The organism is Marinobacter sp. B-21, from assembly GCF_056857895.1.
Window position 1 is genome coordinate 23,656 of sequence record NZ_JBSXNZ010000083.1, and the last position, 26,124, is coordinate 49,779.

At 59.6% G+C, this 26,124-nt stretch carries 23 protein-coding genes; 16 read left to right on the forward strand and 7 right to left on the reverse strand.

All coding sequences use genetic code 11. The features are described 5' to 3' along the window. Window positions 1-3 precede the first annotated feature (3 nt). The 5 genes from pyrR to gshB are packed head-to-tail and all read right to left on the reverse strand — an operon-like array spanning window position 4 to window position 3,423. Window positions 4-513 (reverse strand): bifunctional pyr operon transcriptional regulator/uracil phosphoribosyltransferase PyrR, encoded by a 510-nt coding sequence (gene pyrR / locus AC13C0_RS14485; RefSeq protein WP_117619061.1) that lies wholly within the window; start codon window positions 511-513, stop codon window positions 4-6. A 42-nt stretch (window positions 514-555) separates the two neighbouring features. After that, window positions 556-999: a Holliday junction resolvase RuvX gene (ruvX, locus tag AC13C0_RS14490; protein WP_117619060.1), complete on the reverse strand. Its 444-nt coding sequence runs from the start codon at window positions 997-999 to the stop codon at window positions 556-558. Next, on the reverse strand, window positions 992-1,558 hold the full coding sequence (locus AC13C0_RS14495) for a YqgE/AlgH family protein (protein ID WP_162893735.1): 567 nt from the start codon (window positions 1,556-1,558) through the stop codon (window positions 992-994). Before AC13C0_RS14495 ends, ruvX begins: the two co-directional genes overlap by 8 nt. Next, window positions 1,555-2,421 (reverse strand): energy transducer TonB, encoded by an 867-nt coding sequence (locus AC13C0_RS14500; RefSeq protein ID WP_482954631.1) that lies wholly within the window; start codon window positions 2,419-2,421, stop codon window positions 1,555-1,557. Before AC13C0_RS14500 ends, AC13C0_RS14495 begins: the two co-directional genes overlap by 4 nt. A gap of 48 nt (window positions 2,422-2,469) precedes the next feature. Beyond that, window positions 2,470-3,423: a glutathione synthase gene (gshB, locus tag AC13C0_RS14505; protein ID WP_117619058.1), complete on the reverse strand. Its 954-nt coding sequence runs from the start codon at window positions 3,421-3,423 to the stop codon at window positions 2,470-2,472. Window positions 3,424-3,720: 297 nt separating this feature from the next. Between gshB and pilG the strand changes: the two genes are divergently transcribed. From pilG to znuB, 11 genes are all read left to right on the forward strand, one after another. Next, complete coding sequence (gene pilG, locus AC13C0_RS14510) at window positions 3,721-4,113, forward strand: twitching motility response regulator PilG (protein WP_008175635.1); 393 nt, start codon at window positions 3,721-3,723, stop codon at window positions 4,111-4,113. A gap of 32 nt (window positions 4,114-4,145) precedes the next feature. After that, window positions 4,146-4,508 carry a twitching motility response regulator PilH gene (gene pilH / locus AC13C0_RS14515; protein WP_011787171.1) on the forward strand — a complete coding sequence of 121 codons (363 nt, stop codon included), beginning with the start codon at window positions 4,146-4,148 and terminating at the stop codon, window positions 4,506-4,508. A 20-nt stretch (window positions 4,509-4,528) separates the two neighbouring features. Continuing rightward, window positions 4,529-5,074, forward strand: a complete 546-nt coding sequence (locus AC13C0_RS14520; protein WP_117619057.1) for a chemotaxis protein CheW — start codon at window positions 4,529-4,531, stop codon at window positions 5,072-5,074. Between the two features lie 91 nt (window positions 5,075-5,165). Further along, entirely contained in the window at window positions 5,166-7,241 is a 2,076-nt protein-coding gene (locus AC13C0_RS14525) for a methyl-accepting chemotaxis protein (RefSeq protein ID WP_162893734.1), read from the forward strand. A gap of 27 nt (window positions 7,242-7,268) precedes the next feature. After that, window positions 7,269-8,168 (forward strand): CheR family methyltransferase, encoded by a 900-nt coding sequence (locus AC13C0_RS14530; RefSeq protein WP_117619055.1) that lies wholly within the window; start codon window positions 7,269-7,271, stop codon window positions 8,166-8,168. Window positions 8,169-8,179: 11 nt separating this feature from the next. Further along, window positions 8,180-15,727, forward strand: coding sequence for a hybrid sensor histidine kinase/response regulator (locus AC13C0_RS14535; protein WP_117619054.1), 7,548 nt, complete (start codon window positions 8,180-8,182; stop codon window positions 15,725-15,727). Next, a complete protein-coding gene (locus AC13C0_RS14540) occupies window positions 15,727-16,779 on the forward strand; it encodes a chemotaxis protein CheB (RefSeq protein WP_117619053.1) in 1,053 nt (350 codons plus the stop codon). Before AC13C0_RS14535 ends, AC13C0_RS14540 begins: the two co-directional genes overlap by 1 nt. 11 nt (window positions 16,780-16,790) lie before the next feature. Then, complete coding sequence (locus AC13C0_RS14545) at window positions 16,791-17,252, forward strand: chemotaxis protein CheW (RefSeq protein WP_117619052.1); 462 nt, start codon at window positions 16,791-16,793, stop codon at window positions 17,250-17,252. Between the two features lie 82 nt (window positions 17,253-17,334). Further along, a complete protein-coding gene (locus tag AC13C0_RS14550; RefSeq protein ID WP_117619051.1) occupies window positions 17,335-17,826 on the forward strand; it encodes a Fur family transcriptional regulator in 492 nt (163 codons plus the stop codon). Further along, the gene (gene znuC, locus AC13C0_RS14555) at window positions 17,819-18,607 is read left to right on the forward strand and encodes a zinc ABC transporter ATP-binding protein ZnuC (RefSeq protein ID WP_117619050.1); all 789 of its coding nucleotides are present in this window, start codon (window positions 17,819-17,821) and stop codon (window positions 18,605-18,607) included. Before AC13C0_RS14550 ends, znuC begins: the two co-directional genes overlap by 8 nt. After that, window positions 18,594-19,406 (forward strand): zinc ABC transporter permease subunit ZnuB, encoded by an 813-nt coding sequence (gene znuB, locus AC13C0_RS14560; RefSeq protein ID WP_117619049.1) that lies wholly within the window; start codon window positions 18,594-18,596, stop codon window positions 19,404-19,406. Before znuC ends, znuB begins: the two co-directional genes overlap by 14 nt. A gap of 9 nt (window positions 19,407-19,415) precedes the next feature. Here znuB and AC13C0_RS14565 read toward each other — a convergent pair whose 3' ends face one another. Then, on the reverse strand, window positions 19,416-19,664 hold the full coding sequence (locus AC13C0_RS14565) for a CDGSH iron-sulfur domain-containing protein (RefSeq protein ID WP_117619048.1): 249 nt from the start codon (window positions 19,662-19,664) through the stop codon (window positions 19,416-19,418). A 110-nt stretch (window positions 19,665-19,774) separates the two neighbouring features. Next, the gene (locus tag AC13C0_RS14570) at window positions 19,775-20,695 is read right to left on the reverse strand and encodes an alpha/beta fold hydrolase (protein WP_117619047.1); all 921 of its coding nucleotides are present in this window, start codon (window positions 20,693-20,695) and stop codon (window positions 19,775-19,777) included. 214 nt (window positions 20,696-20,909) lie between these two features. On the opposite strand from AC13C0_RS14570, the gene folE reads away from it, so the two are divergent. From folE to AC13C0_RS14595, 5 genes are all read left to right on the forward strand, one after another. Then, window positions 20,910-21,479, forward strand: coding sequence for a GTP cyclohydrolase I FolE (folE, locus tag AC13C0_RS14575; protein ID WP_117619046.1), 570 nt, complete (start codon window positions 20,910-20,912; stop codon window positions 21,477-21,479). A 25-nt stretch (window positions 21,480-21,504) separates the two neighbouring features. Continuing rightward, window positions 21,505-21,879 (forward strand): dihydroneopterin triphosphate 2'-epimerase, encoded by a 375-nt coding sequence (gene folX / locus AC13C0_RS14580; RefSeq protein WP_117619045.1) that lies wholly within the window; start codon window positions 21,505-21,507, stop codon window positions 21,877-21,879. Window positions 21,880-21,902: 23 nt separating this feature from the next. Further along, window positions 21,903-22,340 carry a CoA-binding protein gene (locus AC13C0_RS14585; RefSeq protein WP_117619044.1) on the forward strand — a complete coding sequence of 146 codons (438 nt, stop codon included), beginning with the start codon at window positions 21,903-21,905 and terminating at the stop codon, window positions 22,338-22,340. A gap of 105 nt (window positions 22,341-22,445) precedes the next feature. Continuing rightward, the gene (locus AC13C0_RS14590; RefSeq protein WP_341581045.1) at window positions 22,446-23,762 is read left to right on the forward strand and encodes an HD-GYP domain-containing protein; all 1,317 of its coding nucleotides are present in this window, start codon (window positions 22,446-22,448) and stop codon (window positions 23,760-23,762) included. Between the two features lie 43 nt (window positions 23,763-23,805). Then, complete coding sequence (locus AC13C0_RS14595) at window positions 23,806-26,073, forward strand: putative bifunctional diguanylate cyclase/phosphodiesterase (protein ID WP_482954632.1); 2,268 nt, start codon at window positions 23,806-23,808, stop codon at window positions 26,071-26,073. Window positions 26,074-26,124: the final 51 nt, after the last annotated feature.

Sequence of the window (26,124 nt, forward strand, 5' to 3'; positions counted from 1 at the left end):
GGTTTACTGTCTGGCTTCCTGGAACTCGATGCGGAGCGGGTCGGGGCCACGGAGCTTGACGCGCTGATGGGAGTCCAGTGCCAGCGTCTTGCCGGTCACGTCCGGCTGGATCGGCAGTTCCCGGGCTCCGAGGTCTATCAGGGTGGCCAGTATGATACTGGCTGGACGGCCATAATCGAAAATTTCATTCATTGCCGCGCGAATGGTGCGGCCACTCATGATGACATCGTCAATCAGGATGATGTCCCGTCCTTCGGTATCAAAGGGCAGACTGGAAGGCTTGACCCTGGGGTTCAGCCCGATGCGGCTGAAGTCATCACGATAAAAGGAAATATCCAGTTCCCCGAACGGCTCTTCAATATCAAGACGCTTACTAAGCACATCCGCCAGCCAGACCCCACCGGTACGGATACCAATGAGCACTGGGGATTCAGCGCCCCGTTGCTCAAGAACCTGGCGCAATCCGGTTTCCATCTGATCCAGTAACTGGTCGATATCAAGCAATGCGGTCATTAATGCCTCACTGTTATTAAAAGCCGGGGACTATCCTTACTGTCATTCACCGGCAAGGTTGCCCTGCAGGCCAAACCAGGTTTCCAGAATCAGAACCGCCGCCCGGTCATCCACCCCATGGCGGCCAAAGTCGCGATTGCCACCGGCTGCCATTACATCGCCCTTGGCCTCAAAACTGGTCAGGCGCTCGTCCACCATTTCAACCGGCACATGGTAACGGCCGTGGAGGCGCTTGCCGAACTTGCGCGCCCGGGCACACATGTCGTTCTCAGTGTCGTCCATATTCAGCGGCAGACCAACCACCACCAGATCCGGACGCCACTCCTGCAGCAGCATTTCAATCTTTTGCCAGTCCGGAATACCGTCCCGGGCGGCTATCAGCGCCACGGGCTGGCCGGTTCCCAGCATTTCCTGGCCGGTGGCAACCCCGATCCGGCGGGTTCCGAAATCAAACGCCATCACGCGACGGTTACCGGTCTCAGGCATGGCCAATCGATTCGCTGAGCTGGTTAAGATCAATACCAATCACTTCAAGCACGGCCTTGTAACGATCTGCCCAGGGAGTCCGGAACAGGATATCCGTGGTAGCAGGACACGTGAGCCAGGCGTTGCTGCCCAGTTCGTCCTCCAACTGGCCCTCGCCCCAGCCCGAGTATCCGAGCGCCACCAGGTATTCCTCCGGCCCTTCCCCACGGCCAATGCCCGCCAGTACATCACGGGATGTGGTCAGCAGAACGTCTTCGGTCACCTTTGCCGTATTCTGCCAGCTGGTCCCGGGAGAATGCAGGACAAAGCCCCGTTCCGGCTGCACCGGGCCACCACTGAATACCGGCAAATCCAGCTCACCTCCAGGCAAGTCCAGCTGCTCCAGAATCTCGCCCAGATGGATGTCCAACGGGTGATTGATCATTAATCCCAGGGCACCGTCATCGGAATGTTCACAGAGATAGATGACGCCGCCATGGAAACGCGGGTCGGCCAGGTAAGGCGAAGCCACCAGAAAGTGGTGCCGCAGGCTGTGGGGAGAATGTTTTGACGCTGTCATCCGGATGTCAGCCCCCGACGCTGGAAGGACCAGGTGCGTATGATTTCAAGTTCGTCCACCTCTTGCCGCATTTCCTCGGGGAACGGGGTAAAAGGTGCGGCCATTCTGACAATCCGGATGGCGGCATCGTCCAGAACGGTGCTGCCGGAGGACTGCAGAATCGCTACCTCTTTGAGGGTGCCGTCTTGCTTCAGGGACACCAGCATTCTCAGTGTGCCATAGATTCCGGCACGGCGCGCCTCGGTGGGGTAGTTGATATTGCCAACCCGGGTCACCTTGGTCACCCAATTCTGTACGTACCAGGCGTTGGTGGATTTGAGTGTGGAGGCTGCGGTTACGCGCATCACCCTCGGCTTCCGGGCGTAAGCCCTTTGCTGGGCGTCGAAGCGGGCCTCCAGGCTGGCGATCTCAAGACTGCGCTCCATCAGGCTCCTTTTCTTGCGCACCGGCAGTGGCTCTTCTTCCGGTGTCGTCCGCTCCTCCGGCTGCTGCACTGTCTGACTGGACCGGCTTTCGGTCTGCACCACCGTTTTTTCCTGGCGCGGCTGCGGCTCGGTCTGCGCGGGTGGCTCCGGCTGGACCCGGGCCACTTCCGGCTGGCTGACCTCGGCCGGCAGGGGCGTGGTCATTTCCCGGACCTCTTCTTCAGTACCACTGCCCTGCTGGCTGGTCTGGGCAAGAAAGTCCGCTTTCTCCGGTGCTTTCTCGTCATCAAACTGAGAGAGGGTAATTTCCATGGTCTGAGCGGACGACCGGGGTGGTTCAGGCGCAAAGCTGATCCCCAGTACAACAATGGCGTGCACCGCCAATGCCATAAAAAGGGTGAAGGAAAACCGGTCAAAGTCGCTTACCTGAACTGCCATTCCTGATCTTGGTCCTGTCGTTAAACCTGTCCCGCCAGTGTTGCCGGGTTACGCCTGTCCCAGACGCTTTGCAATGGCGTCCATCAGCATGCCCCCGATATCGATACCGAAGGCCGTATCAAGCTCCCGGATGCAGGTCGGGCTGGTGACATTGATCTCGGTAAGGTAATCACCGATCACGTCCAGCCCGACAAAGATGAGGCCTTTTTCCCGAATCGCCGGGGCTACCCGGTCACAGATTTCACGGTCCCGGGCGGTCAGCTCACGGCCCTCGCCTCGCCCGCCAGCTGCCAGGTTGCCGCGATTCTCTCCCTGGGAGGGAATTCGCGCAAGTGCATAGGGCACCGGCTCACCGTCAATCAGCAGAATGCGTTTGTCGCCATCACTGATTTCCGGGATGTATTTCTGGGCCATGGCCTGATGGCTGCCATAGTTGGTCAGGGTTTCAATGATCACACCGAGATTGAAGTCGTTTTCCCGGATACGGAAGATGGAGTGACCACCCATGCCATCCACCGGCTTCATGATGACATCGCCGTGCTCGGCGTAGAACTTCCGGAAACGGGTCGCCGACCGGCTGACCAACAGTGGTGGTGTCAGATCCTCGAACTGGGTGGCAAACAGCTTTTCATTGCAATCGCGCAATGTTGAAGCAGGATTGACCACCAGCGCGCCCTGTTGCTCGGCCGACTCCAGAATATAGGTGGCCATCAGGAACTCCCGGTCCACCGGAGGGTCCTTGCGCATCAGGATCACATCCAGATCGCCCAGAGCCCTATCCTGGCCCGGGCCGAAGCTGTACCAGTTCTCGGGATCCATGTGCACGGTCAGATCCCGGGTGTGGGCCATTGCCTTGCCGCCATCCAGATACATGTCCGGCAGTTCCATGTACTCGATCTGCCAGCCCCGTTTCTGGGCAGCCAGCAACATGGCCAGTGAACTGTCTTTCCTGAAGTGGATATCTTCAATCGGATCCATCACGATCCCGAGGCGGACGGTCATAGGCTCTCTTGCGCTCCTGAGGATTAAAAACACGAACCGGTCTGCAGAGTGCACCGGGCAAACAGTGCTATGCTGTGAAATCAGATGGTATTGTACCCGAGCCGCGAATGCATCCGGAGAAATCCTCAGTCAGTTACGTGACGTTGCGGGCAGAAGTACATTTGGTCACAAACTAATACTTTTTATCCGGCCATTGATAATCTATAAATGAGCGGGGTTTATAGAAGAACCCTAAGGTTTGTGTTAAAAACCCCGTTTTAAAATAATGACAGTCGCTGAGCGCAAGGCAGTTGGACAATGGATGACAACTTCGAGAACTTGAAGATCATGGTGATCGACGACAGTAAAACCATACGTCGCACCGCGGAAACCCTTCTGAAAAAGGTCGGCTGTGAGGTCATCACCGCAACTGACGGCTTTGACGCTCTCGCCAAGATTGCCGATTCCCAGCCGGACATCATCTTTGTTGATATCATGATGCCCCGCCTGGACGGCTACCAGACCTGCGCACTCATCAAGAACAATTCCTCCTTTAAAAAGACGCCGGTTATTATGCTCTCCAGCAAGGACGGGCTGTTCGACAAGGCCAAAGGCCGGATCGTAGGCTCGGACCAGTACCTGACCAAACCGTTCAGCAAGGATGAGCTCCTTAATACCATCCGCCAGTACGTTCCGCAGGCGGAACAGTAAACCTGCTGACACCAAGAACCATCGAGGAAACCATGGCCCGCATTCTGATTGTTGACGATTCCCCTACCGAGGTTAAGAAAATTTCCACCATTCTGGAAAAGCACAAGCACGAAGTTCTGACCGCCGATAATGGCGCGGACGGCGTTGCCAAGGCCCGTGCTGAAACCCCGGATCTGGTTCTGATGGACGTGGTTATGCCGGGCCTGAACGGCTTCCAGGCAACCCGTCAACTGACCCGCGCGCCGGAGACCGCATCCATCCCCGTGGTTATCGTGACCACCAAGGATCAGGAAACTGATCGTGTGTGGGGCACGCGCCAGGGCGCCAAGGGTTATCTGGTCAAGCCGGTTAACGAAGACGATCTGATCAAAACAATCAACAGTCTGATTGCCTGATCCCCAACCGTGGAGTATGCATGTCCGCCCAGGCCGCCCCTTTCGCCGTTCTGACGGATATCGCCCAGCGCAGCCGGTCCATGGCCGCCGGCCTGCCGGAACAACAGGAAGCCGTTGAACTGTGGAACGGCATCGGCTTCGTTCTTGCAGGTGAACGCTACGTTACCCCAATGGGCGAAGTCACTGAAATCCTCCACGTCCCCCGGTTTACCCATATTCCGGGGGTTCGCCCGTTTCTGCTCGGAGCGGCCAATGTTCGCGGCCGCCTCCTGCCTCTTGTCGATCTCGCCGGCTTTTTTGATATTCCCCGCTCGTCCCGAAGCCAACGGGAGCGCCGGGTACTGGTTGTTGAACAGGGGGACATTTTCAGCGGGCTCGTGGTCGATAGCGTACTGGGCATGCAGTACTTCGCAACAGACAGTTTCAAGGATGCGCCCGAAGGCGTACCTGAAAACGTTCGGCCGTTTGTCTCAGGCGGTTACGAGCGCAACGAAGAAGTCTGGAAAGTGTTTTCGGCCGTCGACCTGCTCGAAGACGAACGCTTCCTGGACGTCGCACAGTGGTAAGGGTGGTGACAATGGCAGGAACATCACCCTGACCGCCTGAAGCCCGATAAAACAAACTTGCCAATTTCTTGAAGAGGCCGGGAGCCAGAAAATGAAGAACAGAGCCGGAAGACTCAGTATGGGACAGGGAGGCAACAAGCTGGTTGCCAGCCTGATCGCCGCACTGATCGCACTCACCGTCCTGCTCGTTGTGGTGCTGTTCATTCTCAATAAAGACAGCCAGCACGATCAGGAATACATCTCCAACACCGCCGAGCTGAGGGTGCTCTCGCAGCAGATCGCGAAGAACGCGACTGAGGCTGCCGGTGGTACCGCCGAAGCATTCAACCAGCTGCGCAGCTCCCGTGATGATTTCCAGCAGCTCTGGACCAACGTGACCGAGGGCAACCCGAAGACCGACCTGCCACCGAGTGAGCTGGCCCGGCAAAGCGGTGTACAGGAGAACTGGAACACTGTCCGGGAAAACGCCGACAGCATCCTCTCGACCCAGCACGCGGTACTTGGCCTGCACGAAGTAGCCCGGACCCTCAACGAAACCATCCCGCAGCTTCAGGTCGAGTACGACGACATCGTACAGATCCTGCTGGACAACAACGCGCCCGCCGAACAGATCGCACTGGCGCAGCGCCAGTCCCTGCTGGCGGAGCGGATTGTCCGCTCGGTTAACAACGTACTGTCCGGTGACGAGGATGCGGTTATCGCCGCCGACCGTTTCGGCCGGGACGCCAGCCTGTTTGGCCGGGTTCTTGAAGGCCAGCTCAATGGCAATGAAGCCATGGGCATCTCCCGGGTAAACGATGAAGATGCCATTTACGGCCTCGAGGCCGTTGATGAGTTGTTCCAGTTCGTTTCCCAGAACGTAGACGCCATCCTTGAAGCCTCTCCCGACCTCTTCAAGGTGCGTACTGCGGCCAGCGACATCTTCCAGAATTCCGAAATCCTGCTTTCCGAACTCTCTGTACTGGCGGAGAGTTTCCGCAACCAGCCCGGCTCGCGATTGATCAGCCCGACCCTGGCCTTTGCTATCCTGGCCGCCATGGTGGCCATTGTTGTGTTCATCGGCCTCGCCCTTTACCGGGGAGCCCAGGCCCGGCTGGCGGCCACCCAGGAACAGAACGAACAGAACCAGAACGCGATCCTGCGACTGCTGGACGAACTGGCCGACCTGGCCGACGGTGACCTGACCACCGAGGCCACGGTCACCGAAGACTTCACCGGTGCCATCGCCGACTCCATCAACTACGCGATTGACCAGATGCGCGGACTGGTACAGGCGATTCGTGGTACTGCCGTACGGGTAGCCTCAGCCGCCCAGGAAACCCAGGCCACGGCCATGCACCTGGCCGATGCTTCCGAGCACCAGGCCCAGGAAATTGCCGGCGCCTCCGCCGCGGTGAATGAGATGGCGGTGTCCATCGACCAGGTATCTTCGAACGCGGCGGAATCCTCCGCGGTTGCGGAGCGGTCGGTTGCGATCGCGAAGAAAGGCGCGGAAGTGGTGCAGAACACCATCCGCGGCATGGACAACATCCGTGAGCAGATCCAGGAAACCTCCAAGCGGATCAAGCGCCTGGGTGAATCTTCCCAGGAAATCGGTGACATCGTATCCCTGATCAACGACATTGCCGACCAGACCAACATCCTGTCCCTGAACGCCGCAATCCAGGCCTCCATGGCCGGTGACGCGGGCCGGGGCTTCGCGGTGGTTGCGGACGAAGTTCAGCGGCTGGCGGAACGTTCCTCTGCGGCAACCAAGCAGATCGAGGCACTGGTCAAGACGATCCAGTCTGACACCAACGAAGCCGTTATCTCCATGGAACACACCACCGCCGAGGTGGTCCGTGGTGCCCGTCTGGCCCAGGACGCGGGTATCGCCCTCGAGGAAATCGAGAACGTATCCATGTCTCTGGCGGAACTGATCCAGAACATCTCCAACGCGGCACGACAGCAGTCGTCGTCTGCGGCGCACATTTCCAACACCATGAACGTTATCCAGGAAATCACGTCCCAGACTTCCTCCGGCACCAACGCCACTGCGAAGTCTATCGGTAACCTGGCGGAAATGGCGTCCGAGCTGCGGTCCTCCGTTGCCGGCTTCACCCTGCCGGAAGAAGACGAGGCTGATCAGGAAGAAGAGGAAGACAGCGACGTTCCGGTGGTGGGCTGATTTCGGATCCAGGGCTGTTGACGGTTTATGGCGCAAATGCATAACAACCTGTCACCCGCCGAGGGCATCTGGTCACTGCGCCGACTCCCGGATATGGACGAGGCGCAGTTCAGCCAGTGGCAAACCCTGCTGGAACATCGCACCGGCATAACCCTGCCGGCCGGGCGCCGTTCGTTTCTGGAGACCAACCTTGGCATCCGGATGCGGGAAATCGGCTGCAGCAGCTATCAGGCCTATTACGAAAAAATCGTCTCCGGGCCTGATGCGATCAGGGAATGGTCAACGCTGGTAGACAGGCTGACGGTTCAGGAAACCCGGTTCTTCCGGGATCCCGACGCCTTCCGGCTGGTTTCCGACTATGTTCTGACACGGCCCCGGGAACCGTTGAAAAAGCGTCCCCTGGAAGCCTGGAGTGTCGGATGCTCCACCGGAGAGGAGCCGTACACACTGGCCATGGTGCTGAACGAGTGCATGAGCCAGCTGGCGTTGCAGCCGCTGTTTGGTGTCACCGGCTCTGACATCAGCAAGCCCGTGATCGACAAGGCCAGGAACGGCCAGTTCAATCCCCGCAAATTGCTGGGAGTGGACGAGGACATGAAATCCCGGTATTTCCGCCCGGCCGAGCGGAATACTGTAGAAATTGTGAACAGCATCCGCGACAGGGTGTGCTTTACCAGACTGAACGTTCTGGATCTCGACAAGGCACCCATGCACGGGATGAACATTATCTTCTGCCAGAATCTGCTGATTTATTTTCGCCGCTGGCGCCGGCGGGAAATTGTCAGGCGACTTGCAGAGCGGCTGGCGCCCGGGGGGCTGCTGGTTCTGGGCCAGGGGGAACTGACCGATTGGCAGCCTCCAGGGTTACAGAGAGTTCCCTCGGAACATGTGCTGGCGTGGATCAAACGCCAGACTGACGAAGAATAACCGGAGTGGTTATGGGCAATCACCATGACAGCATCGCCCTCGACTGGGTTCGGGGCGAAATACAGGACACGCTGACCCAGGGCCAGCATGCACTGGAAGCGTATGTCGAGAATCGTGACGACACTGCGCGCCTGCGCTTCTGCCTGAATTATCTCCATCAGGTGCATGGCACCCTGCAAATGGTCGAGCTTTACGGTGCGGCGCTGCTCACCGAAGAAATGGAAAAGCTCACCCAGGCGGTACTCAACGACACCGTTGCCAATACGGATGAAGCGGTCGAAGTACTGATGCAGGCAATCCTTCAGTTGCCCCAGTACCTTGAGCACCTGGCCAGCAGCCAGGACGATTTTCCAATGGTGCTGCTGCCGCTGCTGAATGACCTCCGTGCTGCCCGTGGCGAATCCCTGCTGTCTGATACGTCACTGTTCAAACCTGACCTGAGCCCCTCAAAGATCCGGGTCACCGGAAAGGTTTCACAGCGTCTGCAGGACCCGACAGTTCTCGGCCACATCCGCAAACTGCGGCAGATGTACCAGTTCGCTCTGGCCGGCGTCATCCGGGAGGCGGATCTCGGCGCCCACTTCGATTACATGCAGAAGGTCATCCAACGGCTCATCCGGTTATGCCAGAAAACGCCCAGGGGCGAACTCTGGAAGGCCGCAAGCGCATTTGTTGAGACCCTGCAGGCAAACGTCAATCCGGTGAACGCAGCGGTGAAGTCCCTGCTTCGGGAACTCGACAGCGAAGTGCGCCGGCTGACCGATGAGCACGCGGATATTCTTCAGCAACCAGCGCCGGAAGCCCTGCTCAAGCACCTGCTTTACTACGTGGCCCGCGCCCGTGACCTGGACTCACCTCAGGTCAGTGCCCTTCGGGATACCTACCAGCTCAGTCAGGCGCTGCCCTCGGAAGACGACGTGGATGCCGCCCGAAGCCGGGTCTCCGGCCCTGGCCGGGATGCTATTCACTCGGTTGTCGGCGCACTTAACGAAGAGCTGGCCAAGCTAAAAGACCAGCTCGACCTGTATGTACGTTCAGAGCTTCGCCAGAACAGCGAGCTTGACGACCTGCTGCCCGGACTGCGCCAGGTGGCCAATACCCTGGCGGTACTCGGTCTCGGCATACCACGAAAAGTCATTACCGAGCAGGTTGAACTGGTCGAAAAACTCAGCGCCCAGACCGAACCGGTGGATGACGGCACCCTGATGGACATTGCCGGTGCGCTGCTCTATGTCGAAGCCAGTCTGGCCGGCCTGGACGCAGAAGGCCGCCAGGAAACTTCCGGCGATGAAGCCAACGATGCTCCGGTTAACCTGGGCTCTCGTGAGCTTGGAGAGGCCAGCGGCGCCCTGCTGAGAGAATCCCGGAACACCCTGGAACAGGTCAAGTCCGCCATTGTGAACTTCATTGCATCACAATGGGATACCCGGGAAATTGGGCACGTGCCCGGCCTGCTGCACAGCATTCGCGGTGGCCTCAGTCTGATCCCGCTGGATCGCGTTGCCAGCATGCTGGCCTCAGCCGAGCGCTACATTACCGACGTGCTGCTGGGCAGCAAGCAGGTACCGGACTGGCAACAGCTCGACATCCTGGCCGATGCGGTAACCAGCATCGAATATTACCTGGAGCGCCTTGCCGAAGGGATCGGCGAGAACGACTCCATCCTCAGAGTGGCAGAGGACAGCCTGGCCTCCCTCGGCTTCCCGGTTGGTGCCGAGCCCACCTGGTCCGAATCCGCTGCGGAAGAAATTCCCGTGGTTGAGCCGGCTGAAGAGTTTCCGGAAACCGATGCAGCCAGTCCCAAAGAATCCAAGGGCTCGGATTCGGAACTTCTGGACGATGAAATCCTCGGTATTTTTGTTGAGGAAGCCGAGGAAGTTCTCGAAACCATCCATGAGTTCTACCCGCGCCTGCGCCAGAATCATGGTGATCGTGAAGCCCTGACCGAAGTGCGTCGCGCATTCCATACGCTCAAGGGCAGTGGTCGCCTCGTCGGCGCAACCAGCATTGGTGAATTAGCCTGGTCGGTGGAAAACCTGCTCAACCGCGTTATCGACCAGACCATCCGGCCGACCGACGACATGTTTACTCTGGTGGATGAGGTCAATGCCCGCATTCCCTCACTGATTCGGGAATTCAAGGCTGGCCAGACGGCCGGTGATGTCGGTGAGCTCATTCAGCGCGCCGAAGCCATGGCTACCACACGCCGCACCGAGGGCGAGGCACCGGCCGAAGCGGATACCCGAAAAGCCGCTGAAGAGCCAATGGTGCAGGCGCCTCCTGTCGAGGAACCTGAGCTCACGCCCGCGGACACCAGCGCCGCAGCTGAAAAGCCCGCCGATGACGACAACCTGATCGACGACGAAATCCTTGAAATCTTTGTCGAGGAAGCCGGCGAGGTACTGGAAACCATCCGCGAATACCTGCCCATGCTCCTGCGGCGGCACGATGACCGCAGTGCGCTATCCGAAGTCCGCCGGGCGTTCCATACCCTGAAGGGCAGTGGCCGGATGGTAGGCGCACTGGTTGTCGGGGAGCTGGCCTGGTCCGTGGAAAACATGCTGAACCGGGTCATCGACGGCAGCATCTTCATGAATGACGACATTGCCAGCCTGCTGGACGATGTCACCACCAATCTGCCGGCACTGGTTGAGGATTTTGAAAAGCGCCGGGCACCCTCACTGGACATTTCCAATCTTGAAGCCCGGGCCAACGCTCTGGCCAATGGAGAAATTCCGGACGCCAGCATAATGCCCGCCGCGGAATCCATGGACGAGGTGGAAACAGAGACCGGAACTGACGCCGGAGAAGCTGAGGAAGACGCCGTTGATCCAGTTTTGCTCGACATCTTTGAGAGCGAAACCGAGACCCACCTGCAAACGCTGAAGGACTTCCTGGCCACAGCCGGTGACAAGACGACCGTTACCTATACCGACGACCTGTCCCGGGCCCTGCACACACTCAAGGGCAGCGCCCATACGGCCGGTATTGCACCGATCGCGGCAGTCATCACGCCGCTGGAACGGTTCGTCAAGGAATCCCGTGCCCAGAACAAACGGGCCAACCGCGAGGTACTCTCGCTGATCGGGTCTGCCTGCGATTTCCTGACCCAGGGACTGGCCCAGATTCGCGAAAACCCGCAGGCCTCCCTGCCAGGCACTGAAGTGTTCCTTGAAAAACTGGATCGCCTCACGGATGAGACCCTGCGCACTCATAGCGAAGACAAGACCGACCAGCATCAGCAGGAAGCCCCCTCTCAGCTGGTTCAACTGTTCCTGAACGAAGGTCTGGATATCGTTCTGGATGCCGACCGGATTCTTGATCACTGGGCCGCTAATCCCCAGGAGACTGGCTCACTGGACCAGCTTCGCTCCGAACTTGAGCAGCTCACCCAGGGTTCTTCCGATGCTGGACTTACCGACCTGGCCGCGCTCTCGGGTGCCCTGAAAGATACCTACGATTCCGCCGCCGAAAACGATGAAGCGCCCGATGACGGTTTCTTTGAGACCGTTCGGGCCGCCCACGAACAATTGATCAACATGATGGATCAGGTCGCCGCCGGACTCGCCACCGAGTCCAGTGACGAGCTGGTTGCCAGTCTCGAAGCCCTGAAGCAGGCCCCAACGGAAGAACACGCCGAGCCGGATGCCTTCGAACAGGAGTTCACCGACGACCTGGAAGAGATCGATCTCAGCTTCGACATGGACGAGACAGAAGCGCCTTCGGAAGCACCATCCCCGGCCGAAGAACAGCCGCCCCTGCCGGAATTGTCGGAATCCGACGATGATATGGACGAGGAACTGGCAGAAATCTTCCTGGAAGAAGCCCAGGACCTCATCGACAGCACCGCGGAAGCCCTCCAGAGCTGGAGCGAGAACACCGGCAACCTCGATATCCTCCGCCTGCTGCAGCGGGACCTGCATACCCTCAAGGGCGGTGCACGACTGGCGGATATTCCAGCCGTTGGCGATCTCTCCCACGAGCTGGAGAACCTGTTCGAAGGACTGACTGAACAACGGCTGTCGGTCAACGATGAGCTGTCAGATCTGCTGTTCCGCTGCCACGATCGCCTGGCCGGCATGGTAGAGAACCTGGAAGCCAGGGAAACACCGCGCCCGGCACCGGACCTTATCGGTGAGATCCAGGCTTATATGGACAGCGCCACCGGGACACGGCCAGTGACTAACGTCAGTGCCCGCGACGATCAGACGGACCTGGAGGACAGCTCCGGTGAGCAGGCTCCACTTCCGGAGCTTGATGAGCCGGAGAAGTTCGAACCGGCAGAGGTTGCCTCCGAACAGGAGCCTGATGCCGGGGACGGCGTAACCGACCTCTCCCACCTGGATCCGGAACTGTTAGGCATCTTCCTGGAAGAAGCCTATGACCTGATCAATTCCACCGGCAGCGCCCTGCACACCTGGACCGAAGATCCCTCGGATCGCCAGGTTGCCGCAGAACTCCAGAGGGACGTGCATACCCTCAAGGGTGGCGCCAGAATGGCCGGCGTCGAAGCCATCGGCGACCTGACTCACGTTCTTGAAGACCTTTTCGAGAAGGTTGCTGAAGGTCAGCTGGACGCCAGCGATACCATGAACGACCTGCTGTTCGCCTGCCATGACCGGCTGGCCCGGATGGTCGAACAGGTCGCCACCCAGAAACCCTGCCCGCCAGCGCACGAACTGGTCGCTCAGGTTCAGGCTCTTCTTCGTGGCGAACCCATGCCGCCTCTGGCCGGCGTGGAAGAGTCCGGCGAGCCGACAGAAGCCGAGCCTGCCGAGGCAATGCCGGAAACAACCAGCCTCAGCGCCACCCTGGCCCAAGCCAGTGATGACGACCTCACTGGTATTTTCCTGGATGAAGGCCTGGAAATCCGCGACGCCATCCGTGAGTGTCTGGACCAGTGGCGCGACGAACCGGAAGAACTGACCGGCGTGACCCAGCTGCAGCAGGAGCTGCATACCCTTAAAGGCGGAGCAAGACTCTCCGACATCGACCCGATTGCCGATCTGGCGGAAGCCTGGTCTGATGCCCTGGACCCCCTGATCTCGGGTGCCAACAACCAGAATACCCTGCTTGGCCTCAGCGACCGCGCGCTGGCCAGCCTGAAGGTCATGCTCAACAGCCTGGAAGAAGGCAAAAAGGCGGAACCCGATGGCGGACTCATCGCTGACTTCCGGTCAGCCCACGACATCGCTGCCGGAGAGACTGCCTCGCCTCGGGAAGAAACCGAAGAAACGGGGCAGGAAGCCATTGATCCGGAAGTTATGGAAATCTTCCTTGAGGAAGCCGGTGACATCATGGATCAGCTCGAACAGCTGCTCGATGACTGGCGCAAGGAACCCGCAAACCACCACTTCAACCAGGAAGCCCAGCGGGCCTTGCACACCCTCAAGGGTGGCGCCCGCCTGTCCCGGCTTACCCAGCTTGGCGACAAGGCCCACGCCCTTGAAACCCGGCTGATTGACCTGGGCGGCAATGCCCCCGACGAGCATCAGTGGCAGGCCATTACCGAAGACCACGACGCCATTATTGCCCTGGTCTCCGGTATTCAGAAACGCTTTGAATCCGGTGCGTCTGCGCCGGAACGGGTCCAGGCCGAAGAACCCAGGCCAGCCCCCGTCGCGCCGGAACCGAAACGGCCGGAAGAGCCGGCCGCACCAACGCCAAAGCCCGCGAAGTCTCCCGCCAAGGTTCGCAAACAGGCGGCGGAAGCACAGCGCGCTGCCCAGGAAACCATCCGGGTATCCGCACCGCTGCTGGACGAGCTGGTCAACCTGGCGGGTGAAACCAGTATCACCCGTGGCCGGCTGGAGCAACAGACCAGTGACTTCGGCCAAACCCTGGACGAAATGGCCGCCACCATCGAGCGTCTGCGGGAGCAGCTGCGCCGGATGGAAATCGAAACCGAAGCCCAGATCCTGTTCAGTGCCGAAAAGGAGCACGGGCCGGACTACGGCGACGATTTCGACCCTCTGGAGATGGACCGTTACTCGTCCATTCAGCAGCTGTCACGGGCACTGACCGAGTCCTCCTCTGACCTGGCAGACCTTCGTGAAACCCTGTCTGACCGGGTTCGGGACACAGAAACCCTGCTGGTACAGCAGTCCCGGATCAACACGGAACTCCAGGAAGGTCTGATGAAGACCCGGATGATTCCGTTCGCCTCCATGGTGCCGCGCCTGCGGCGGATCGTCCGCCAGATCAGCGGCGAACTGGGCAAGAAAGTGGACTTCGATGTCCGCAACGCCGAAGGCGAGATGGACCGGAACATCCTTGAGCGCATGATTGCACCGCTGGAGCACATGCTCCGGAACGCGCTTGACCATGGTATCGAGAGCCCCGCCGACCGCAAGAAATCCGGCAAGCCGGAAACCGGCGAAGTCACCCTGTCACTGACCCGCGAAGGTGGTGATGTGGTGCTGCGCATGATTGACGACGGCGCCGGCATTCCCTCCCCGGTCATCCGCGACAAGGCCATCCGCCAGGGCATGCTGCGGGAAGATGAGGATCTGTCCGAACGGGAAATCCTGCAGTTCATCCTGCAGCCGGGCTTCTCGACCGCGCAGCAGGTAACCCAGATTTCCGGCCGTGGTGTGGGCATGGATGTGGTTGCCAGCGAAATCAAGCAGCTCGGTGGCAGCCTGGATATCGATTCTGCGGTCGGTCGTGGTACGACCTTCACGGTGCGCCTGCCGTTTACCGTATCCGTGAACCGGGCCCTGATGGTCTCCACCGGCGAAGACTTCTACGCCATCCCGCTGAACACCATTGAAGGCATTGTCCGGGTCAGCACTTACGAACTCGAAGAGTACTACAAGCCGGACGCGCCGATGTACGAGTATGCCGGCCAGGAATACCGGCTTCAGTACCTCGGCAGCCTGCTGAACAGCGACCACCATCCCAAGCTGCAGGGCCAGGCCCTGCCACTTCCGGTGATTCTGGTTCGTGGTGCCGAACAGCCCATGGCCCTGCAGGTGGATAACCTGATGGGCAGCCGGGAAATTGTTGTTAAATCCCTTGGGCCGCAGTTCAGCACGGTCCGGGGCGTGTCCGGTGCCACCATCCTGGGGGATGGTAACGTGGTGGTGATTCTCGACCTGCCGGCGATGATCCGTTCCGACATCCTGTCCGAACGCCAGCGCCTGGCCAATCTCGAGAAAGCCCGCGAGTCGGCGCGGTATGAGGAGCAGGCCACCGTGGTGATGGTGGTGGACGATTCGGTTACGGTACGGAAGGTTACCTCGCGACTGCTGGAGCGCAATGGCATGGAAGTCATCACTGCGAAAGACGGCCTGGATGCCGTGGCCCAGCTTCAGGACCACAAACCGGACATCATTCTGCTGGATATCGAGATGCCGCGCATGGATGGCTTCGAGGTTGCCAGCTTCGTGCGCCACGACGATAACCTGCGGGAAACCCCGATCTGCATGATCACCTCCCGTACCGGTGAGAAACACCGCGAGCGGGCGCTCGCCATCGGCGTGAATGAGTACCTCGGCAAGCCATTCCAGGAAACCGAGCTGCTCGAGACGATTGAGCGACTGACCGGAAGGCAGTGATGGCCGGCCAGTCTGCCAGGCCGAGGGTCGGGATTGTCTCGGATGTGGTCCTGCAGCGTCATCGCTTGCAGGCCGCCACGGCCAAGTTCGGTCTCGACGTCTGCTTTTCCGGGGATCCGGACCGGCTTCAGGGCTATCCGGAATTTCCGGATGCCAGCCTCTGGCTGGTGACCCTGGAAGACGAGGCGGATCACCCGGTGCTGTTCGATCACCTTCTGGAGAACACCGAAGTGCCGGTGCTGTTCGGTCTGGACGAAGCGCCCAGGCCCGGCAGCACCGAGTATTTTCGCTGGGAACGGCGACTGCTGGGCAAGCTGGAGCAACAGCTTGGGCACCTGGAAGAACTGGATTCAAAGGCAACACTGGAGCAACTGGAGGAGGACGCGCCGGCCGTGCCTTCCTCGCCGGACCTGCCACACTGGATTACGCCGGCGGTTCCCGGATCGGTGGCCGAGGAAGTCTGGATTCTGGGCGCCTCACTGGGTGGCCCGGCGGCGGTCAAGACGTTCCTCGATCACCTTCCAGCCGGCCTTCCGGTGGGTTTTATCTACGCCCAGCACATCGATGGCAATTTCACCGATGTGCTGGCCCGGGTGCTGGGCCGCCATGCCCATTACCAGCTCAAACGGGCACACGAAGGCTACCGGGTGAAAAACGGCGATGTGGTACTGATGCCGGTTGAACACGAATGGAAGCTGAATGAGCAGGGTGCGCTGACGGAAACCGGCAACACCTGGCCGGGACCCTACGGCCCTTCCATCGATCAGGTGCTGCTGAATGTTGCGGATCATTATGGCCAGCGCTGCCATGCGATTCTTTTTTCCGGCATGGGCAACGACGGCGCGATTGCAGCACCTTTGCTGAAAGCCTACGGCAGCCGGATCTGGGTGCAGGAAAGCACCAGCTGCGGCAACAGCTCAATGCCGGACTCCGTGGCAGCCACCGGCTGCACCGGATTCTGCGGCTCCCCGGAACAACTGGCCCGGGAACTGGTAAAAATCATTGAAGAATCCTGCCTGCTCAAGAACCGGCAGAAACGTGATTCCGCCTGAGGAAACAAGCAATGAATGACAACAGCCAAACCCTCTCCTGCGTCATGATCCCCATGAGCGGTCGGCAACTGTTGCTGCCCAACGTCTCGATTGCGGAAGTGGTGGATTACGCCAGCACCGAAGCGGGAGCCAATACACCGGAGTGGCTTGTGGGCTACCTGGACTGGCGGGGCCTGCAGCTTCCGGTGATTTCCTACGACGCGGCCAACGGCGGCGCTCTGACCGTGCCCGGCGACAGCCGTGGCCGGATTGTGGTTCTCAACAGCATCGGAGACCACCACAAGGAAGTTCCGTTCATGGCCCTGGTTACCCAGGGTATTCCCAGCCAGGCCCGCCTGACCGGGGAACAGGTCAGGAAGCTGGATGGCGAACCCGGCCCCGCTGACCTGATGCAGGTGGAAGTGGACGGGGAAAACGCCTGGATTCCCAACCTTGAGTTCCTGGAGTCTCTCGTCCGACAGACCCGTCACTGAGCTGTTCTCCCGGACCGCCGCGCCGGCATGGCAGGGATTCTTGCAAATGTTATAATGTTGCAAATTTTGCAGGATTTCCGTCATGTCTGCCCGACCCATTCCCTATCGGCCCCACAATCACGATGCCTGTGTCAGCCAGGCTCTTGCTGACGCCAGGATCATCTGTCAGCAGCACAATGCCCGCCTGACCCCCATCCGGGAGCGCGTTCTGGAACTTATCTGGCAGTCCCACAAGCCCCTGGGGGCCTACGATGTGCTCGGAGAGCTGTCCTCTGATGGCCATAACGCGGCGCCACCCACGGTTTACCGGGCGCTGGATTTCCTGCAGCAAAACGGCCTGGTGCACCGCATTGCCTCCCTCAATGCCTTTATCGGCTGTACCCACGCCGGGGAAAGCCACACCGGTATGTTTCTGATCTGCCGCGCCTGTAGCAATGTCCTGGAGCTGACTGTGCCGGAAGTCTCTTCCGAGGTACGTAAAGCGGCTGCTGACGAGGGTTTCAGAGCCGAAAACACCACCCTCGAGATCGCCGGGCTATGTCCCCGTTGCCAGGCGGAGCCCGGCCATGACTGACCCATTGGTAACCCTCGACAATCTCACCGTCCGGTTTGACAAACGGCCGGTGGTGGACCGGGTCAATCTGAAAGTGCACCGCGGGGATATCATCACCGTTATCGGCCCCAACGGAGCGGGCAAGACCACCCTGATCAAGGCCATTCTTGGCATTCAGAAGGTGTCGGATGGCAAGGTGTCGCTCCGGAAGGGCCTGGTGATCGGCTACGTTCCGCAACATCTCACACTCGAAGCAACGCTTCCCCTGAGCGTAAAGCGGTTCATGTTGCTCAGTGGCATGCCACTGGCGGAATGTGAGTCAGCCCTGGCCCGCACCGGGGTCCGGCAGCTGCTGGACGCTTCCGTCCACCACCTGTCCGGCGGCGAGAAACAGCGGCTCCTGCTGGCACGGGCCCTGGCCCGGAAGCCGGATCTTCTGGTACTCGATGAACCTGCCCAGGGCGTGGATATCAACGGCCAGGCATCGCTGTATGACCTGATTCGCCAGCTCCGGGACGAGCTGAACTGCGGCGTGATCATGATCTCCCACGATCTGCACCTGGTAATGGCGGCAACCGACAAGGTCATCTGCCTGAACCAGCATGTGTGCTGCAGCGGCTCCCCGGCGGATATCTCCCACGACCCGGCCTTTATCGAAACCTTCGGACAGCCGGTGGCTGAGTCCCTCGCGGTTTACCATCACCACCACAATCATCGCCATGATCTGCACGGCGATGTGGTTGCCGCTGGACCGCATCGTGCCCATACCGGCCATGAGGGGTGTGACCATGCCCACCATTGATGCCGTTCTGGACGACTTCTTCTGGCGTGCCCTGATCGGCGGCCTGGGTGTGGCGCTGGTGGCGGGACCGCTGGGCTGTTTTGTGGTCTGGCGCCGCATGGCCTATTTTGGCGACACCCTGGCACACTCTGCCCTGCTCGGCATTGCCCTGAGTTTTCTGATCAGCGTGCCACTGAACGTCGGCGTGATCATCACCTGTGCGGTTCTGGCCATGGCACTGGTGATGTTTTCCCGCACCCAGGCCCTGGCCACCGATACCCTGCTGGGCATTCTCGCCCACAGTGCCCTCGCCATCGGTCTGGTTACCCTGAGCTTCATGCCGGATGTCCGGGTGGATCTCACCGGCCTGCTATTCGGCGACCTGCTCGCCATGAGCCGGAACGACCTGCTGTGGATCTACGGGGGCGCCACGCTCATCCTGATCCTTCTGGCCGTGCTCTGGCGCGGGCTGTTGATGAGCACCATCCACGAGGAGCTGGCCCGGGTCGAAGGCATTGCCGTGGAACGTCTCCGGCTGGTGCTGATGTTGATGTTCTCCCTGGTGATCGCGGTGGCCATGAAAATCGTCGGTGTGCTGCTGATCACCGCCTTGCTGATTATTCCCGCCGCGACCGCCCGGCGACTGGCCCATAACCCGGAAATCATGGCGGCCATGGCGGTGGTGTTCGGATTTGTTGCGGTGACCGGAGGCCTGAGCCTGTCCTGGCACCTGGACACGCCCGCGGGGCCTTCGGTTGTGGTGACGGCCTTTGCGACGTTTCTACTGGTGTACGGCGCGGCCGGCAAGGCCCGGGCCTGAGTATTTCCCTTAGGCAAGATTCTTGTGGCTGCCGTCGCAAAACGGGGCATTGCCGGTCTGCTTGCAGCCGCAAAACCAGACCCACTCCTTCTTCCGGGCCTCATACTTCACCGGTGTTATCCCGGTTCCTTTGTGGGTCCCATCACAGAAGGGCTGGCTTTGACTTCGCCCGCAAGCACACCAGAAGTAGTTCTTGCCGGCTTCCACGAGCACGGAGAAGGGTGTCTTACTGGCCACTACCGGTTTCTCATCTGACATATTCTTCTCCCGGACGGTTCGGTCTGCACTCTTTACCTGTAATCTGTACCAGTATAGACCGTCCGCGACTCAGAGGGGTCTGACAACCTCGGACAGGCTGCCAGGCCCGCTCAATGATCGCACTGTTTGCGTAAATCCCGGTAGGCGCTGAAGACGTCCCAAGGGCATTCGAAATGGGGGTAATGGCCGGTATTCCTCAGGCAGACCACATCGGCATCTGGAATCAGTTCCCGGTAACGTCTGGCCATGCCGGCACCGGACACCGGATCGGCGGTACCGGAAATCAGTCGCATCGGCTGTTTTGCCTTCTGCAAGGCGCCGACCCACCGGTTTCGATGACACCGGCGCTCCTCCATGAACTGGATCAGGTGGTGCAGTATGCCCCGGCCGTTGTTGTAGGTCAGCAGGTGCCAGAAGTCTTCCATATCCTGCCGGTCCGGCGGGTTCTGGCTCCCGAACAGCCGGCGGAAGTTGCGCTCGAAACTGCGCCGGGTCAGACCCCGGCTGATCAGCCCGCCAAAAGGGCTTCGCAACAGCTTCTGGATCAGCAAGGGATTGTGCACTTCCGGAAAAAGGGCACCATTCAGAAAGCACACACTGGCAATCCGGAACGGCAAACCACCTTCCTGCTCACGGGCCAGCAGCTCCTGTGCCACACTGCATCCGTAATCATGGACAAACAGATGTACCGAAGGCAAACCCAGGCCCTCGATCCAGCCCTGGAACAGGTCAGCCTGGTCCTCAATGCTGTAATCGTAGTTCAGAGGCTTGTCGGAAAAACCGAAACCCAACATGTCCAGGGTCAGAACATTGTGCTGCTGCACCAGCATCGGCCAAAGCCGGTTCCAGTCCCAACTGGCAGTGGGAAATCCGTGAATCAGGACCAGCGGCTCTCCCGTGCCCGCCATGCGACTGAAAATGGCATGGCCCTCGTAACTGAACCATTTACCTCCCTGTTGCCACCCCTCAAGGGTGGCGGCATCATGCCCTGCGGCGGTTGCACCACCGACATTGGCTATCACCTGTTCCATGCACTGTCCCCGGCGAACGTTCACAGCCTGAAACTTTAGAACAAACCCGCCCCCTCTGCCATAGCCTTAGCGAACTGCCATAGCCTTACCAAACAGGCGGGCAGCGTTACCGAGAAAGTGGTCTTTTCCCGGCGTGTTGCCGTAAACCGTAGAGATAACGGACGAATTGACTTAAGCTTTTGCCCTCGTAAGACACAGCTAACCGGAAGAGATTATGACCAGACTCCTTGACGACCTCTCGGGCCACTACCGCGCCATTATTGACGGGCTGGGCGAAGACACCAACCGTGAAGGTCTGCAGGACACCCCCATGCGTGCCGCCAAAGCCATGCAGTTCCTGACCCACGGCTATCAGCAGGATCTCGGCGACCTGATCAACAATGCCGTGTTCGAGTCTGCCATGGACGAGATGGTAGTGGTTCAGGACATCGAGCTGTACAGCATGTGCGAGCACCATATCCTGCCGTTCATTGGCAAGTGCCACATCGCCTATCTGCCCCAGGGCAAGGTGCTTGGCCTGTCAAAGTTTGCTCGCATTGTCGATATGTATGCCCGCCGCCTGCAGATCCAGGAAAACCTGACCCGGCAGATTGCCGAGGCCATTGAAAGCGTCACCGACGCCAAGGGGGTGGCCGTGGTCATCGAGGCGCAGCACATGTGCATGATGATGCGGGGCGTGGAGAAACAGAACTCCCGCATGAAAACCTCCATGATGCTGGGGCAGTTCCGAAAATCCCAGGCGACACGTACCGAGTTTCTCAACCTGATAGGCACCAACCGCTGAGAACAGCAACCCGGAGGGCGACGGTATGACAGAGGTTATCGGGAATCACCAGGCCAGGGTCCGTATCAAGGACCTGTTACTGAGAGCCTATATTGGTATCAAGGAAGAAGAGATCAGCAATCAGCAGGACGTGCTGATTAACGTAAGCCTGACTTACGATGCCACCGAGGCGGTCAACCGCAATGAGATTTCGGCGGCCCTGAACTACCGCACGATCACCAAGCAGATCATCCATCATGTGAATGGCAACCGCTTTGTCCTGCTGGAACGGCTGACCCATGAAGTGCTGACTATCGTGATGGAGCACGAGGCGGTCCAATGGGCCCAGGTGGAAATCGACAAGCCACACGCGCTACGCTATGCGGAATCTGTGTCAGTCTGCCTTGAGGCACACCGTTAAATCAGCGAAGGCGTCCATTCTTTATGCCAAGCAACAATCCCGACCAGTTGCGCCATATTCTGGAAACCGTAAAAACCATTGCACTTGTGGGCGCCAGTGAAAAGACCACCCGGCCCTCTCACGAGGTCATGGAATACCTGCAGGCCCACGGCTACCGGATCATTCCGGTGAATCCCCGGCTGGCCGGGCAGCAGGTACTCGGTGAACCCGTCTACGCCGACCTTCATGCCCTGCCGGAACCGGTTGACATGGTTGAGCTCTTCCTCGCGCCTGAGCGCACCGACACAGTGATCGATCAGGCCATCGAACTGAATATTCCGGTGGTCTGGATGCAAATTGGGGTGATTAACGAAGAGGGCGCTGCCCGGGCCGAGGCCGCCGGCCTGACAGTGGTGATGGATCGCTGTCCGAAACAGGAAATCCCACGCCAGGGCATCCCCCCAGTTGCCGGACGCACCTGAAACCTGACCTGAATCAGGAACCACGTCACACTTCTGGCACTCCGCTGTAACAGGCCTGTCAGGTCTGACATAATCGGCACAAATAATCAGAAGTCTGGTAGCGCCATGTGGTTCCGACGTAAATCCAGTAAACCGGCCCTGGAATCAACGAATTCAGCAGGCACGTTTCCTGACAACGCCCGCTCCCGCGTTTCGATCCTTCAGCGGGCAAGGCTACCTGTCGATCTGTTAAAACCGGGGATGCGGATTGTCAGCCTGGACCGGCCATGGACCCAGGTTCCGGTTCTGTTCCAGGGTTTTACCCTCACCGATGATGACGAGGCGCAGATCCTCCGCCAGTATTGCGAATGGGTCCTCGTGGAAGACGAGGAAGATCGGCTGAATCCGGTGCTCGACCAGGTATCGCTGCTCAAGCGGCGCACTACTGAGCCGTTACCGGAAACCCGCACCCTGGCCCAGGAAATCCCCCGGGCACAAGAGACCTGGAACCGGACTCAGGCGTTTGTGGAGGAGGTTACCCGAAAGATCGAGGCGGGCAAGGACCTCAATCTCCAGAGTGCCCGCCCGGTCATTCGGGAGTGTGTTGAGAGCGTGAAAGCCAATGCCAGCGCCATGTTCTGGATGAGCCGGATCAAATCCCGGGACGCCTACACCGCTGAGCACTGTCTGCGGGTGGCCATTTTCTGCGTGGCCTTTGCCCGATTTCTGGGACTGCCGGACGATGATCTGGAGACAGTGGGAATGTGCGGGCTTCTGCACGATCTCGGCAAGCTCAAGGTGCCTGACGAGGTCCTCAACAAGCCCGGAGCACTGACTCCGGACGAACACAGCATCATGCGCCAGCACACCACGCTGGGGTATGAACTGCTCCGGGCCGACTCAAGCCTTGACCCCATCGTCAGCGATGTCACCTGCCACCATCATGAAAGAATGGATGGTCAGGGCTACCCGCAACAACTGGCGGAATGGCAGATCAGCCGGTTTGCCCGGCTCGTCTCCATCGTTGATGCCTTTGATGCCATCACCAGCGACCGTTGCTACCGGGACGGGCTGCCCACTTCCGATGCCATTCGCATTCTCTACCGGAACCGGGGCCAGCAGTTCGATGCCAGTATGGTGGAGGCATTTATCCGAATGGTTGGTGTGTATCCGCCTGGCAGTCTGGTAGAACTGTCTACCGGAGAGGTTGCCATCGTGGTGGCAACACACCCGGGGCGCAAGCTGAGGCCGAGGGTGGAAATTATGTTGGATGCCGGCAAGAAGCCGGTAGAGCCCAGGGTGATTGATCTTGCAGCCACTACCGCTTTCCAGGGCCGGACCTCACCGGAAATTGCACGCCCCCTGCCTGATGGTGCCTTCGGAGTCTCGTTGCATGACCGGATTCAGCAACTGATAGCGGTGCCCGATCAAAATGCCTCATAATCGATTTCGCTCTGCCAACCCGTTCAAAGTCACGGAGTAACCTGTGGAAAAACCTGCATCGCCCCCTGGAGCCGTTATATCGGGTCTTTTAAGCCCGGTGTTTCCGGTGGTGATCTTTCTGGTTTTCCTGGGCCTGGCCACGGGCCTGCGTTACGGACTGGCACAACAGGACAGGAACCAGATCGATACCAGTCTGGCCAATGAAGCCCGGGCCCTGGCCAACCATCTGGAACGGGAGTTTCGGGTCCATTCCGAGGCCATCCGGCGCATGGCGAAACGCCTGCAGGCAAATCCCTCCACGACCGAACGTGAGTGGCGGCAAGACGCCCGCAATTACCTGGACGACTTCGGTGTTTACCAGGCTATCGAGTGGATCGACCGGAACTTTGTTATCCGCTGGCTGGAGCCGGTAACCGACAACGAAGAGGTTATCGGCTACAACGTGGCGTTTAACGATGAACGCCGACAGGCCCTTGAGCTGGCAAGGCAAACCGGCAACTGGGACCTGTCCGGCATCGTTGATCTGCGCCAGGGCGGCAAGGGCATGGTGATCTATGCGCCGGTGGGCGCCGGCGCCGACAACAACGGCTTCATTGCCGGCGTGTTCCGGATGGACGTACTGGCCCGCCAGCTCCTGACCAGCCGGGTGCTGGAGTTTGTCCGGATCGAGATCCGCCAGGCCGGCGCAGTGCGCTATGTGCTGAACGACTCGCAATCCGTTAATCCTGACTTCGCGCATACCCACCCGGTTGATCTGCCAACACTGGACTGGACACTGACCCTCTACCCTTCCGAAGAGTGGGTGGAGAACCGGTACAGCGACTGGCCGGGAATGACCTTCACAACCCTCCTGCTGATGGGGCTGCTCACCAGCCTGACCGCATTGCTGGTGCAACTGATCCTGAAACGGAACCGGACCCTGCTGAAGACCCGCAGGGAGCTGGACCGGGAAATCGCGCAACGAGCCGCCATCCAGAAAGACCTGGCCCGGCTGGAATCCACGGATACCCTGACCGGCCTCGCGAACCGTCGTTTCTTCATGGAAGACCTGTCCCATACCCTGAATATTGCCGATCGCCAGATGCGCCAGGTCGCCCTGATCATGCTCGATCTGGACCGCTTCCAGACCCTCAACGACTCCCTTGGCCACCAGTTTGGCGATGAGCTGCTGATCAAGGTTTCCGAGCGGCTGAACCGACTCAGTAATGAGCGGATTCTGGTGGCCTACTCCGGTGGCGATGAGTTTATGCTCTGCCAGCAGCAGGTGGATGATATTGACGATATCATCCACCTGCTGGGCCAGATCAAACAGTGTTTCGACCAGCCTTTTGATGTGCAGGGACAATCCCACAGCATTACCGCCACCGTGGGCGTGGCGGTGTATCCCCAGAGCGGTCTGGATGCGGACACCCTGCTGCGCAATGCCGACGTCGCCCTCTACCGGGCCAAAGAGCAGGGTCGGAACACTTATCAGTTCTACACCGAAGGCATGCAGGACCGGGAGGTCATGCGCCTTGAGCTGGACAAGGACCTGAGCCAGGCCCTGGCCAACAATGAGTTCGTGCTCTATTACCAGCCCCAGCTGAACCTGGACAACGGTGAAATCCAGAGTGTTGAAGCGCTGATTCGCTGGCAGCACCCACGGCGGGGGCTATTGCCGCCGGTGGAGTTCATTCCTCTGGCCGAGGAAAGCGGCCGGATTACCGATATCGGTCGCTGGGTGGTGATGGCGGCGTGTCGCCAGTTGGCAAAATGGCAGGGGACCCCGCAAGAAGGGCTTTGCATTGCAGTGAATCTCTCCGGCCGGGAGCTGGATGACGAAGGCCTGGTGGATCACATCCGGGAAGCTCTGGCCGCGGAAAATGTGCCCGCTGATCGCCTGGAGGTGGAACTCACCGAGGAGATCTTCATCCAGAACATTGAGCACAACCTGAACCAGCTCTCCCGCCTGCATCAACTCGGGGTGCGTCTGGCGATTGATGATTTCGGGGTTGGCTATTCTTCTCTGGGCTATCTGCGCGACTTCCCGGTGGACCTGCTGAAAATTGACCGTTCCTTTATCACGGATGTCACCGAGCGCCATGATGATGCGGTGATCACGCGGGCAGTGATCAATCTGGCCCACAATCTCGGCATTCAGGTGGTCGCGGAAGGTGTCGAAACCGAGGACCAACTGAGTTTCCTGAAGAATCACCGGTGCAACTTTGCCCAGGGGTATCTGATCAGCCGGCCGATTCCAGTGTCCGATCTTGAGCAGGCGCTGGCTTCCGGCATTCTGGTGGCGGGCATTACCGCCGATTCCGGTTTGTAATTGCCGCCGGCCATCGCCATGATACCCGTCAGATACTTCAGGTGAGACTTT

Bases quoted from the DNA above. Each gene is read 5' to 3' on its own strand.
- AC13C0_RS14570 (WP_117619047.1), bottom strand. From the start codon at position 20,695: ATGGAACAGGTGATAGCCAATGTCGGTGGTGCAACCGCCGCAGGGCAT.
- folX (WP_117619045.1), top strand. From the start codon at position 21,505: ATGACAGAGGTTATCGGGAATCACCAGGCCAGGGTCCGTATCAAGGAC.
- pilG (WP_008175635.1), top strand. From the start codon at position 3,721: ATGGATGACAACTTCGAGAACTTGAAGATCATGGTGATCGACGACAGT.
- folE (WP_117619046.1), top strand. From the start codon at position 20,910: ATGACCAGACTCCTTGACGACCTCTCGGGCCACTACCGCGCCATTATT.
- AC13C0_RS14550 (WP_117619051.1), top strand. From the start codon at position 17,335: ATGTCTGCCCGACCCATTCCCTATCGGCCCCACAATCACGATGCCTGT.
- AC13C0_RS14590 (WP_341581045.1), top strand. From the start codon at position 22,446: ATGTGGTTCCGACGTAAATCCAGTAAACCGGCCCTGGAATCAACGAAT.
- AC13C0_RS14495 (WP_162893735.1), bottom strand. From the start codon at position 1,558: ATGACAGCGTCAAAACATTCTCCCCACAGCCTGCGGCACCACTTTCTG.
- znuC (WP_117619050.1), top strand. From the start codon at position 17,819: ATGACTGACCCATTGGTAACCCTCGACAATCTCACCGTCCGGTTTGAC.
- AC13C0_RS14525 (WP_162893734.1), top strand. From the start codon at position 5,166: ATGAAGAACAGAGCCGGAAGACTCAGTATGGGACAGGGAGGCAACAAG.
- AC13C0_RS14530 (WP_117619055.1), top strand. From the start codon at position 7,269: ATGGCGCAAATGCATAACAACCTGTCACCCGCCGAGGGCATCTGGTCA.
- gshB (WP_117619058.1), bottom strand. From the start codon at position 3,423: ATGACCGTCCGCCTCGGGATCGTGATGGATCCGATTGAAGATATCCAC.
- AC13C0_RS14565 (WP_117619048.1), bottom strand. From the start codon at position 19,664: ATGTCAGATGAGAAACCGGTAGTGGCCAGTAAGACACCCTTCTCCGTG.
- AC13C0_RS14500 (WP_482954631.1), bottom strand. From the start codon at position 2,421: ATGGCAGTTCAGGTAAGCGACTTTGACCGGTTTTCCTTCACCCTTTTT.
- AC13C0_RS14545 (WP_117619052.1), top strand. From the start codon at position 16,791: ATGAATGACAACAGCCAAACCCTCTCCTGCGTCATGATCCCCATGAGC.
- AC13C0_RS14535 (WP_117619054.1), top strand. From the start codon at position 8,180: ATGGGCAATCACCATGACAGCATCGCCCTCGACTGGGTTCGGGGCGAA.
- pilH (WP_011787171.1), top strand. From the start codon at position 4,146: ATGGCCCGCATTCTGATTGTTGACGATTCCCCTACCGAGGTTAAGAAA.
- AC13C0_RS14520 (WP_117619057.1), top strand. From the start codon at position 4,529: ATGTCCGCCCAGGCCGCCCCTTTCGCCGTTCTGACGGATATCGCCCAG.
- znuB (WP_117619049.1), top strand. From the start codon at position 18,594: ATGCCCACCATTGATGCCGTTCTGGACGACTTCTTCTGGCGTGCCCTG.
- pyrR (WP_117619061.1), bottom strand. From the start codon at position 513: ATGACCGCATTGCTTGATATCGACCAGTTACTGGATCAGATGGAAACC.
- AC13C0_RS14585 (WP_117619044.1), top strand. From the start codon at position 21,903: ATGCCAAGCAACAATCCCGACCAGTTGCGCCATATTCTGGAAACCGTA.
- ruvX (WP_117619060.1), bottom strand. From the start codon at position 999: ATGCCTGAGACCGGTAACCGTCGCGTGATGGCGTTTGATTTCGGAACC.
- AC13C0_RS14540 (WP_117619053.1), top strand. From the start codon at position 15,727: ATGGCCGGCCAGTCTGCCAGGCCGAGGGTCGGGATTGTCTCGGATGTG.